Source organism: Streptomyces sp. UNOC14_S4 (assembly GCF_020740835.1).
Taxonomy (GTDB): domain Bacteria; phylum Actinomycetota; class Actinomycetes; order Streptomycetales; family Streptomycetaceae; genus Streptomyces.
The window spans coordinates 1-11,640 of record NZ_JAINFC010000223.1 but is presented as its reverse complement, the minus strand read 5'-3'; the positions used below and the strand labels follow the sequence as shown (position 1 = coordinate 11,640).

Here is an 11,640-nt window from a genome sequence, read left to right as displayed (position 1 = left end):
TCCACCGCCTGGGCGAGCCGCGGGTCCGCGAACGGCTCGGCGAGGTCCAGGCCCGCCAGGTGCTCGTCGTCCAGCAGCCAGACGTAGCCGAGCACCACGCCCCGGTGCCGTACGGGAAGGCAGATGCGGCCCTTGAACACCCCGGCCGCCGGGTCCGGCGGGATGCGCAGGGGCGCCTGCGCCCGCGCGATCCCGAACGCCTCGAACCACGCCCGGACGGCCGCCGTCGACCGCCGCTGGAGGATCGACCGGGTCCGTACCGGGTCCATCGTCAGCTCGACGTCGTCGTCACCCTCGTGGGCGCCGAAGGCGATCAGCCCGAAATCCCGGTCCTCCAGCGTCGCGGGCGCGCCGAGCGCGGCGGATATCTCGTCCACGAGCTGCTGATAGTCACCGCGCATGGCTTCGCCGCGCTCCTTCCCGGCCCCCGTGTGGACCGTCCGGTCGGCACCGTTATGGCCCGAAATCGATCCCCGGATTCATGTCGAGGTCACTATTCTCATACATGTGTCTGAGATCCGGGCCACGGATGCGTGACAGCTGTCGATGGCCGTGGACTGCGGTGATCTCTAGTTTTCACGATGAGTTACTTATGCCGTCGCCCCGTGGGGGACCGGCCGTCATCGTGGAGGTGCCCAGTGCTGGGTCCTGTGCTGCTCGCTGCGTCCCGCAGCGACGCCATCCGCCGTATCGTCTCGGCCGCGCCGGTCACCCGCCCCGTGGTGGACCGCTTCGTGGCCGGTGAGCGCCTGGACGAGTCCATGGCCGCCGTGCGGTCCCTGAATCAGCGCGGCCTGGAGGTCACCCTCGACCACCTCGGCGAGGACATCACCGACCCCGCCGAGGCGCTGCGCACCCGTGACGCCTACCTGGCCCTGGCCGAGGCCCTCAAGGACCTGGGCCTCGGCGCGCGCGCCGAGATGTCCGTGAAGCTGTCGGCCTTCGGCCAGGCGCTCGCGGGCGGTCACGACCTCGCCCTCGCCAACGTCACCCCGGTCGTCGAGGCCGCCGCCGAGGCGGGCACCACCGTGACGCTGGACATGGAGGACCACACCACGGTCGACTCCACGCTCGCGATCCTCGCCGAGCTGCGCAAGAAGTTCCCGCAGACGGGCGCCGTCCTGCAGTCCTACCTCTTCCGCACCGAGGACGACTGCCACGCGCTCGCCGGGGAGGGCTCCCGTGTGCGCCTGGTGAAGGGCGCCTACAAGGAGCCCGCCTCCGTCGCCTACCAGGACAAGCGCGAGGTCGACCTGGCCTACGTCCGCTGCCTGAAGATCCTGATGGCCGGCGAGGGCTACCCGATGATCGGCTCCCACGACCCGCGCATGGTCGCCATCGCACAGGAGCTCGGCCGCCGCCACGGGCGCAAGCTGGACGAGTACGAGTTCCAGATGCTCTACGGCATCCGCGAGGCGGAGCAGGAGCGGCTCGTCGCGGACGGCCACCGCATGCGCGTGTACATCCCGTACGGCACCGACTGGTACGGCTACTTCATGCGCCGCCTGGCGGAGCGCCCCGCCAACCTGACGTTCTTCCTCCGGTCGCTCGCGACGCGCGGCTGAGAAACCGACCCCCTGATCGAAGGAGATCCTGATCATGGATGCTGTTACCCAGGTCCCCGCCCCGGTCAACGAGCCGGTGCACAGCTATGCCCCCGGTTCCCCGGAGCGCGCCCGGCTGGAGGCCAAGCTCAAGGAGCTGGCCGGCAACCCCATCGACCTGCCGATGACCATCAACGGTGAGAAGCGGATGGGCGGCGGCGAGCCGTTCACGGTCGTCCAGCCGCACAACCACGCCGCCGTCCTCGGCACGTACCGCAACGCCACGGAGGCGGACGCGCAGGACGCCATCGACGCGGCGCTCGCCGCCGCCCCGGCGTGGCGCGCGATGTCCTTCGACGACCGCGCCGCGATCATCCTGCGCGCCGCCGAGCTCCTGGCGGGCCCGTGGCGCGAGACGCTGGCCGCCTCCACCATGCTGGGCCAGTCCAAGACCGCCCAGCAGGCGGAGATCGACACCCCCTGCGAGCTCGTCGACTTCTGGCGCTTCAACGTGCACTTCGCGCGCCAGATCCTCGCCGAGCAGCCGGTCGCCAACTCCGCCGGCGTGTGGAACCGCAGCGACCACCGGCCGCTGGAGGGCTTCGTCTACGCGATCACGCCCTTCAACTTCACCGCCATCGCGGGCAACCTGCCGACCGCGCCCGCGCTGATGGGCAACGTCGTCGTCTGGAAGCCGTCCCCGACGCAGACCCACTCCGCCGTGCTGCTGATGCAGCTGCTGGAGGAGGCCGGCCTGCCCAAGGGCGTCATCAACCTGGTGACCGGTGACGGCATCGCCGTCTCCGAGGTGGCCCTGAACCACCCCGAGCTGGCGGGCATCCACTTCACCGGTTCGACCAAGACCTTCCAGTACCTGTGGAAGACGGTCGGCAACAACATCGAGAAGTACAAGTCCTACCCGCGCCTGGTCGGCGAGACCGGCGGCAAGGACTTCGTCGTCGCCCACCCGAGCGCCGACCGCGCCGTGCTCAAGACCGCGCTGACCCGCGGCTCCTTCGAGTTCCAGGGCCAGAAGTGCTCGGCCTCCTCCCGCGCCTACGTCCCCCGCTCCATCTGGGAGGACGGCTTCAAGGAGGAGTTCGCTGCCGAGGTCGACGGCATCACCATGGGTGACGTCACCGACCTGTCGCACTTCGCCGGCGCCGTCATCGACGAGCGTGCCTTCGCCAAGAACAAGGCCGCCATCGACCGTGCCAAGGCCGACCCGGCCTGCACGATCGTCGCCGGTGGCACGTACGACGACTCGGTGGGCTACTTCGTCCGCCCGACCGTCATCGAGTGCACCGACCCGGCCAACGAGGTCTTCACGACCGAGTACTTCGGCCCGGTCCTCGCCGTGCACGTCTACGAGGACGAGCAGTTCGACGCGATGCTGGAGCAGATGGAGTCCGTCTCGGCCTACGGCCTGACCGGCTCGATCATCGCCAAGGACCGCGCCGCGGCCGCCGACGCCATGGAGAAGCTGCGCTTCGCCGCGGGCAACTTCTACATCAACGACAAGTCGACGGGTGCCGTCGTCGGCCAGCAGCCGTTCGGCGGCGGCCGCGCCTCCGGTACGAACGACAAGGCCGGTGCCGCGTCCAACCTGATGCGCTGGGTCTCGACCCGCTCCATCAAGGAGACGCTGGTCCCGCCGACCGACTACCGCTACCCGCACATGGGCTGATCACGTCCTGCGCCGACCCCGCCCCCGCCCGGCCCCCCAGCCGGGCGGGGGCGGTCGCGTTTCCCGGGCCCGCCGGGCCGCGCGGGCTCCTGGCGTCTCAGATACTAGGACGTCCGAGTAATGATGCAGACAGCCGGGCGCGGCGGGCTTAGCGTGGTATCAGCCGATCGTCCCGCTCCATCGAGCGATGGCGGCTGCGGCCCCGTGCCGTGACGCAGGTGACCCCTGCCGCACCTGGCCCCCGCCCTTGTGTTCCGGCTTCCACCCGGCCTTTCCCGGCTCGCCCGGGGCCCAGCCAAGGAGACGTGACCCATGGCAGACACCGCTGTCCGCAGGACCCGCCGCACCGCCCGTACGGCCGAACGCGACGCCGACCGCGCGAACGCGGCCGCCGCCCTCCAGCGCGCACTCGACCGCAGGGACAACGGTGGCGCGACGGGCCACTGACCCGCCCCTGAAAGGGGCGCGGGGCTGCGACATTGTGCGGCTCCGCCGCGTGGGCGCGCCCAGTCCCCGGTAGGCGCACCCGACGAACGATGCCTAACCCTGCCGCCCGGAAGAACTCCGCGTCACCTCGAAGTGGTCAATACGCTCACCCGTCTCAGCCAACGCAGTGACCCGCATCCGCGGGTGACGTCCGGGCTCCACCTCGACTGCGAGGAAGGAATAGTTGGTGTAGCGCACACGCGACCACTCCACCGCTTCCTTCTGCTTCCCGCCGCCCTTCACCCAGTGGAAGGTGGGGACGCTCTCGATGTCCTTGACGTGGCCCTCGTAGCTGTCGGGAGCGGGGAAGTCGTACAGCGACTTGCCCGCCGCGCCCGCCGTCACATAGACGATGCCCTCGCGCGCGGAGTCGACGCTCCCGCCGATCGGCACCTTCTTGGAGACCCGCTGCCCCTTGAGGGCGTCGGTGCGCTCGTAGACGTGGTTGTGGCCGTTGATGACCAGGTCCACCTGGTGCTTCTCGAAGAGCGGCAGCCAGGTGTCGCGCACCCCGCCGTCCGAGGCGTGGGAGTTCGTCGTCGAGAAGGCGCAGTGGTGGAAGAAGACGACGACGAAGTCGATCCCGCTCTGCTTGCGCAGTTCGCCCAGGCGCCGGTCCAGCCAGCGGGTCTGCTTGCCGCCGCTGTAGCCGGTGTTGGCGGTGATCTCGTACGAGACGTCGTTGGCGTCCAGCGCGACGACACCGACGTTGCCGTAGGTGAAGGAGTAGACGCCCGGGGAGTGCCGCGGGTCGAAGCCGTTGGCGGGCAGCGCCCAGCGGGCGCTCTGGCCGCCGTAGCCGTTGGGCGAGTACCAGGCCTCCATGTCGTGGTTGCCGGTGGTCACCATCCACGGCACGCTCTTGGCCACCGACTCGGTCTGCGCGAGGAACTGGTCCCACCGGCGGGCGTCGTAGTTGTCGTCCGGCTTGCCCTCGCCGCTGTCGTCGGCGTAGCAGATGTCGCCCGCGTGCAGATGGAACGCGGGGTTCTGGGCCAGGATCACCTGGTCGTTGCCGAGCGCGTGGTAGCTCACGCCCTGGTCGCCGAAGGCGGTGAAGGTGAACTTCTCCGCGCGCGCCGGCGCCGTGGTGAAGGTTCCTATCGTGGCGAAGTTGCGGTGGTCGGCCGGGTCGAAGCCGTCGTGGCCGACGCCGTAGTAGTACGTCTGGCCGGGGCGGAGGTTGTCCAGGGCCGCGTGCAGATAGACCTGGTCGACGGCCGGAAGCTTCTTGGAGAGCGACGGGGTGTGCAGCGGGCGCACCTCCGCGTCGATCCGGTGCCCGAGATCCCAGGGCTTCAGGCCCACCCGCACGAACGGCCGCTTGACCGCGAACGGCACCTGCCAGGAGATCCGCATCTGCGTCTTCGGGTCGGCGCCGAAGGCCAGGTGGCGCCCGAACGGCGCGACGTGCTTGCCGTCGACCTTGGTCGTCGCGGCCGAGGTGAGCAGGGTGGGGGAGGCGACCGCGGGCGCGGCGTACGCGCTCGCGCCACCGCCGAGGCCGCCGCCCAGCAGGCCCGCGCCCGCCACGGTGCCCGCCGTGACGGCGCTCGCCCGCAGCATGCCGCGGCGCGTCAGTCTGGTCCGCAGGTACTCGTGCTGCTCCGCCATCGTCATCCTGGCGGCGAGCTTTTCGGGGATGCCTACGCGTGGTGTGTCCATGCCGCAGAACGTGCCAGGAAACGGCGACCTGAATGAGGACTTTGGATGAACGCGGCCTATACGGATCGCAATGTGTCCGCATGGTGGACGGAGCGTGTCATTCAGCGGACTGGGGAGTACGGTCCCGTCATGTCTCGCAGTATTCGCCTCGCAGTGATCCCCGGTGACGGCATCGGCCCGGAAGTCGTGGCCCAGGGCCTCAAGGTGCTCCGCGCCGTGCTCCCCTCGGACGTGAAGCTGGAGACCGAGGAGTACGACCTCGGTGCCCGGCGCTGGCACGCCACGGGGGAGACCCTCCCCGACGCCGAACTCGCCTCCCTCAAGGAGCACGACGCCATCCTCCTGGGGGCGATCGGTGACCCGTCCGTGCCGTCCGGGGTGCTGGAGCGGGGGCTGCTGCTCAAGCTGCGGTTCGCCTTCGACCACTACGTCAACCTGCGGCCGTCCAAGCTCTTCCCCCACACGGCGACACCGCTCGCGGGCCGCCCCGCCATCGACTTCGTCGTCGTCCGCGAGGGCACCGAGGGCCCGTACACCGGCAACGGCGGCAGCCTGCGCACCGGCACCCCCGCCGAGGTCGCCACCGAGGTCAGCGTCAACACCGCCTACGGCGTCGAGCGCGTCGTGCGCGACGCCTACGAGCGCGCCCAGGCCCGCCCGCGGAAGAAGCTGACCCTCGTCCACAAGAACAACGTCCTCGTGCACGCCGGACGGCTGTGGAAGGACACCTTCGACCGCGTCGGCGCCGAATACCCCGAGGTCACCACCGACTACCTGCATGTCGACGCGGCGACGATCTTCTTCGTCACCCAGCCCGAGCGCTTCGACGTCATCGTCACCGACAACCTCTTCGGCGACATCCTCACCGACCTCGCGGCCGCCGTCACCGGCGGCATCGGCCTCGCCGCCTCCGGCAACATCAACCCCGGTGGCGCGTTCCCGTCGATGTTCGAGCCGGTTCACGGCTCCGCTCCGGACATCGCGGGCACGGGCAAGGCCGACCCGACCGCCACCGTGCTCTCCGTGGCGCTGCTCCTGCGCCACCTCGGGCTCGAGCCCGAGGCCGCCCGGGTGGAGGCCGCGGTGGGCGACGACCTCGCGGTACGCGGGGACACCGTCCGCACCACGGACGAGATCGGTGACGCGCTCGCCCTGCGCGTGGCCGCCTCCTAGCCCACCCAGCCTGCTGCGCCGCCGCGCGGTTGGGTGCGACCATCGACCCAGGGCCGCGCGACAACACGTTTTCCGTCCACGGCCCCACGCGCGATAATCGAACGTGGGGCCGCGGTACGAGGGGATTCTCGGACGTCCTGTACCGAACAGGACGGAGTGAGTTCGCGGTCCGCCACTCACACAGGTGAAGGACACGGATTCATGACGACGCCCACGATCGAGCTCAAGCCCTCCTCGCATCCGCTCTCGGACGCCGAGCGGGAGAAGATCCTGGCCAACCCCGGTTTCGGCCGCCACTTCACCGACCACATGGTGACCATCAAGTGGACCGAGGGCCGCGGCTGGCACGACGCGCAGCTCGTGCCGTACGCACCGCTGTCGATCGATCCGGCGAACATGACTCTGCACTACGCGCAGACGATCTTCGAGGGCGCCAAGGCTTACCGCCAGCCCGACGGCTCGGTCGCCATCTTCCGCCCGGAGGAGAACGCCAAGCGCCTCCAGGCGTCCGCGCGCCGCCTGGCCATGCCCGAACTGCCGGTCGAGACCTTCATCGCCGCGTGCGACGCCCTCGTCACCCAGGACAAGGCGTGGGTGCCGAGCTCCGGCGAGGCGTCCCTCTACCTGCGGCCGTTCATGTTCGCGACCGAGGTCGGCCTCGGCGTGCGCCCGGCGAACGAATACCTCTTCGTCGTCATCGCCTCGCCCGCCGGCGCCTACTTCCCCGGCGGCGTGAAGCCCGTCTCCGTGTGGCTCTGCGAGGAGTACGTGCGCGCCGCTCCCGGCGGCACCGGCGCCGCGAAGGCCGGCGGCAACTACGCCGCCTCCCTCGTCGCGCAGGCCCAGGCCATGGAGCACGGCTGCGACCAGGTGGTCTGGCTGGACGCCATCGAGCGCCGCTGGATCGAGGAGATGGGCGGCATGAACCTGTACTTCGTGTACGGGAACAAGATCGTCACCCCCGAGCTCACCGGCTCCCTGCTGCCCGGCATCACCCGCGCCTCGCTGATGACCATCGCCGCCGACCTCGGCTACGAGGTCACCGAGGGCCGCATCTCCGTCGACGACTGGAAGAACGGCAACGCCGACGGCACCCTCACCGAGGTCTTCGCCTGCGGCACCGCCGCCGTCATCACCCCGGTCGGCTCGGTCAAGTCCACGCGCGCCGACTGGACGGTGGGCGACGGCAAGCCCGGCGAGGTCACCATGAAGCTCCGCAAGGCGCTCCTCGACATCCAGACCGGCGCCACTCCGGACACCCACGGCTGGATGCACCCGCTGGGCGGCTGACATCACGGATGCCCCGGACTCCACGGACGACCCGGACGCTGCGGCGGACCCGGACGCCGTGGAGGGCCCGGGCAAGGTGGAGGGCCTGAACTCCACGCAGGGCCCGGACGCCACGGGCGTACCGGGCCGCATGGAGGCATGTGTACGTGCGTGTGTCGTGTCATGAACGCAACGCACGCAAGTACGCATGATCGTTGTTGCTCGGACCCTTGTCCGAAACCCGCTGTTCCGCCACCGTGATCGACCATGGGACAGCACTGGAAGAAGATCTGGGTCGGCTCCGCCGGCAACATGGTCGAGTGGTTCGACTGGTTCGTCTACGCCAGCTTCGCCACGTACTTCGCGGGATCCTTCTTCCCCGCGGGCAACGACACCGCCAAGCTCATGAACACCGCCGGCATCTTCGCCGTGGGCTTCTTCATGCGCCCGGTCGGCGGCTGGCTGCTCGGGCGGGTCGGTGACCGCAAGGGCCGCAAGGCGGCGCTCACCCTGACGGTGACGCTGATGTCGGTCTCCGCCGTGCTGATCGCCATCGCCCCGACCTACGGCGTCGCCGGCTACGGCGGCGTGGCCGTCCTGCTGATCGCCCGGCTGCTCCAGGGACTCTCCGTCGGCGGCGAGTACGCGGCCAGCGCCACCTACCTCACCGAGGCGTCCGCGCCGGGCCGCCGCGGCTTCGCCTCCAGCTTTCAGTACGTCTCCATGACGGCCGGCCAGATCCTGGGCCTCGGGCTCCAGATCCTCCTCCAGCACACCCTCTCCAGCGACGAACTGCACAGCTGGGGCTGGCGCATCCCCTTCGTCGTCGGCGCGCTCGGCGCCGCCGTCATCTTCTATCTGCGGCGCAACATGCTGGAGACGGATGCGTACGAGGCGATCGAAACCGGCACCGCGGCCGCCGTGGACATCGCGCCCAGGGACGCCGTGACTGCGGGTGCTGCGGGTGTCTCCGGGGGCGCCGGGGGCGCCGGGAGGGCTGGAGGAGCCGTGGCCGCCGGAGGGGCCGACGGGGACGGCCGGACCGCTGGGGCCGGGGCCGCTGTGGCGGAGGACGACCGCGGCACGATCCGCGCGCTGCTGCGCCACAAGCGCGAGGCGTTCCTCGTCATCGCGCTCACCATGGGCGGCACGGTCGCGTACTACACCTACACCACCTACCTCACCAAGTACCTCTCCAACAGCGCCGGTCTGCCCAAACAGACCGCGACGCTGGTCAGCTTCTGCGCCCTGCTGGTCTTCGCCTGCCTCCAGCCGCTGGCGGGAGCCCTCTCGGACCGCGTCGGCCGCCGCCCGCTGCTGATCACCTTCGCGGTGGGCTCCACGTTCCTGACTGTGCCGATCATGACGATGCTCAAGCACGCGGGCTCCTTCTGGCCCGCGCTCGGGCTGTCCCTGCTCGCCCTGGTCGTGGTCACCGGCTACACGTCGATCAACGCCTGCGTCAAGGCGGAGCTCTTCCCCACGGCCATCCGCTCCCTGGGCGTGGCCCTGCCCTACGCCATCGCCAACGCGCTCTTCGGCGGCACCGCGGAGTACGTGGCCCTGTGGTTCAAGAACGCGGGCATCGAATCCGGCTTCTACTGGTACGTGGCCGGCTGCGCCGCGGTGTCGCTGGTGGTCTACCTGACGATGCGCGAGACGAAGGACATCGACCTGAAAGGGGCACGGGGCGGCGAGGAGACGTCCCGAACGCCCGAAGTGACCGCATCGTGAGACCGTGCCGCACCGTGTGCGGCACCCGTGCCAGGATGTCGCTGTGCTCACGCTCGTCATGATTATTGGCAGCGAGCGCGCCGGTCCGCAGTGACCCGCCGTACCCACGACGTACGGCGCGGCCACCGTCGTCCCAGACCCGCGCGCAGACCTCTCGCACCCGCGAGAGGTCTTTTCGTTTCCCGGCACCACCTCGCCGGAGCGAAGGCGCGGGACCATGAGGGGACGGTGGAACCGGTCAGTCCGGTAGACCGAGATCCCGACAGGAGTCAGAGCAGCATGACGGACGCAACCGACGAGAGCCTCCCTGCCGACGACAGCGCCGGTGAACGCGACGGCGTCGCCAGGGCCGTCGCCGGCGAAGACGCCGGGGCCGCCGGAGCCGCCGCGGTCGGTGTCGACGACGGCTTCCACATCTTCGACACCACCCTGCGAGACGGCGCCCAGCGCGAGGGCATCAACCTCACCGTCGCGGACAAGCTGACGATCGCCCGGCACCTCGACGACTTCGGCGTCGGCTTCATCGAGGGCGGCTGGCCCGGTGCGAACCCGCGGGACACGGAGTTCTTCCAGCGGGCCCGCGACGAGATCGACTTCAAGCACGCCCGGCTCGTCGCGTTCGGCGCCACCCGCAAGGCGGGCGTGCGCGCGGCGGACGACCCACAGGTCGCGGCGCTGCTCGCCTCGGGCGCCCCTGTGGTCACCCTGGTGGCCAAGTCCCACGACCGTCACGTCGAACTCGCCCTGCGCACCACGCTGGAGGAGAACCTCGCGATGGTGCGTGACACCGTCACGTACCTCCGGGACCGGGGCCGCCGCGTCTTCGTCGACTGCGAGCACTTCTTCGACGGCTACCGCGCCAACCCCGCCTACGCCACCCGCGTCGTGCGCACGGCGTACGACGCGGGTGCCGACGTGATCGTGCTCTGCGACACCAACGGCGGGATGCTGCCCGCCCAGGTGGGCGCCGTCGTCCGTACCGTGCTCGCCGACACCGGAGCCCGGCTCGGTATCCACGCCCAGGACGACACGGGCTGCGCGGTCGCCAACACCCTCGCCGCGGTGGACGCGGGCGCCACGCACGTGCAGTGCACCGCCAACGGCTACGGCGAACGCGTCGGCAACGCCAACCTCTTCCCGGTGGTCGCCGCCCTGGAGCTCAAGTACGGCCGCAAGGTCCTCCCGGAGGACTCGCTCGCCGAGATGACCAGGATCTCGCACGCCATCGCCGAGGTCGTCAACCTCACACCCTCCACCCACCAGCCGTACGTCGGCGTCTCCGCCTTCGCCCACAAGGCCGGGCTGCACGCCTCCGCGATCAAGGTCGACCCGGACCTCTACCAGCACATCGACCCCGAACGGGTCGGCAACACCATGCGGATGCTGGTCTCCGACATGGCGGGCCGCGCCTCCATCGAGCTCAAGGGCAAGGAGCTGGGAGTCGACCTGGGCGGCGACCGCGAGCTGATCGGCCGCATCGTCGAGCGCGTCAAGGAGCGCGAGCTGGCCGGCTACACCTACGAAGCGGCCGACGCCTCCTTCGAGTTGCTGCTGCGCCAGGAGACGGAGGGACGGGCCCGCCGCTACTACCGGGTGGAGTCCTGGCGCGCCATCGTGGAGGACCGCCCCGATGGCACGCATGCCAATGAGGCGACGGTGAAGCTGTGGGCCAAGGGCGAACGCATCGTCGCCACCGCGGAGGGCAACGGTCCGGTCAACGCCCTCGACCGGGCCCTGCGCGGGGCCCTGGAGCGCATCTATCCCCAGCTCGCGACGATGAAGCTCACCGACTACAAGGTCCGCATCCTGGAAGGGAGTCTGGGCACGGGCTCGATCACCAGGGTCCTGGTCTCCACGAGCGACGAGCACGGCGAGTGGTCCACGGTGGGCGTGGCGGAGAACGTCATCGCGGCCTCCTGGCAGGCGCTGGACGACGCCTACGCGTACGGCCTGCGCCGAGCGGGGGTGGAACCCCAGGAGTAGACGGAGCAGGAGAAACAGGCCGACGATCAGGTCGGCGGGGAGCGGGGCGAAGGCGTTCGGGGGCCGGAGCCCCGGGTGGGAGCGCGGACGGGACCGGGG

The 11,640-nt window shown here is 70.3% G+C and carries 8 protein-coding genes and 1 pseudogene; 7 read left to right on the top strand and 2 right to left on the bottom strand.

What is annotated here, in order from left to right:
* Positions 1-401, bottom strand: a pseudogene (locus K6I34_RS20470) (PucR family transcriptional regulator); the annotation flags it as partial.
* 237 nt (positions 402-638) lie between these two features.
* On the opposite strand from K6I34_RS20470, the gene K6I34_RS20465 reads away from it, so the two are divergent.
* From K6I34_RS20465 to K6I34_RS38345, 3 genes are all read left to right on the top strand, one after another.
* The gene (locus K6I34_RS20465; protein WP_229327762.1) at positions 639-1,565 is read left to right on the top strand and encodes a proline dehydrogenase family protein; all 927 of its coding nucleotides are present in this window, start codon (positions 639-641) and stop codon (positions 1,563-1,565) included.
* 34 nt (positions 1,566-1,599) lie between these two features.
* A complete protein-coding gene (pruA, locus tag K6I34_RS20460; RefSeq protein ID WP_229327761.1) occupies positions 1,600-3,231 on the top strand; it encodes an L-glutamate gamma-semialdehyde dehydrogenase in 1,632 nt (543 codons plus the stop codon).
* A 312-nt stretch (positions 3,232-3,543) separates the two neighbouring features.
* Positions 3,544-3,678, top strand: coding sequence for a hypothetical protein (locus K6I34_RS38345; RefSeq protein ID WP_275127108.1), 135 nt, complete (start codon positions 3,544-3,546; stop codon positions 3,676-3,678).
* Positions 3,679-3,771: 93 nt separating this feature from the next.
* Here the strand turns inward: K6I34_RS38345 and K6I34_RS20455 are convergent, their stop codons facing one another.
* Complete coding sequence (locus tag K6I34_RS20455; RefSeq protein ID WP_229327760.1) at positions 3,772-5,382, bottom strand: metallophosphoesterase family protein; 1,611 nt, start codon at positions 5,380-5,382, stop codon at positions 3,772-3,774.
* A gap of 129 nt (positions 5,383-5,511) precedes the next feature.
* On the opposite strand from K6I34_RS20455, the gene K6I34_RS20450 reads away from it, so the two are divergent.
* The 4 genes from K6I34_RS20450 (at position 5,512) to cimA (ending at position 11,541) form a co-directional block, all read left to right on the top strand.
* Entirely contained in the window at positions 5,512-6,555 is a 1,044-nt protein-coding gene (locus K6I34_RS20450; RefSeq protein WP_229327759.1) for a 3-isopropylmalate dehydrogenase, read from the top strand.
* 201 nt (positions 6,556-6,756) lie between these two features.
* Complete coding sequence (locus K6I34_RS20445) at positions 6,757-7,845, top strand: branched-chain amino acid aminotransferase (protein ID WP_229327758.1); 1,089 nt, start codon at positions 6,757-6,759, stop codon at positions 7,843-7,845.
* 246 nt (positions 7,846-8,091) lie between these two features.
* Positions 8,092-9,558 carry an MFS transporter gene (locus tag K6I34_RS20440; RefSeq protein WP_229327757.1) on the top strand — a complete coding sequence of 489 codons (1,467 nt, stop codon included), beginning with the start codon at positions 8,092-8,094 and terminating at the stop codon, positions 9,556-9,558.
* A 279-nt stretch (positions 9,559-9,837) separates the two neighbouring features.
* The gene (cimA, locus tag K6I34_RS20435) at positions 9,838-11,541 is read left to right on the top strand and encodes a citramalate synthase (RefSeq protein WP_229327756.1); all 1,704 of its coding nucleotides are present in this window, start codon (positions 9,838-9,840) and stop codon (positions 11,539-11,541) included.
* Positions 11,542-11,640 lie beyond the last annotated feature (99 nt).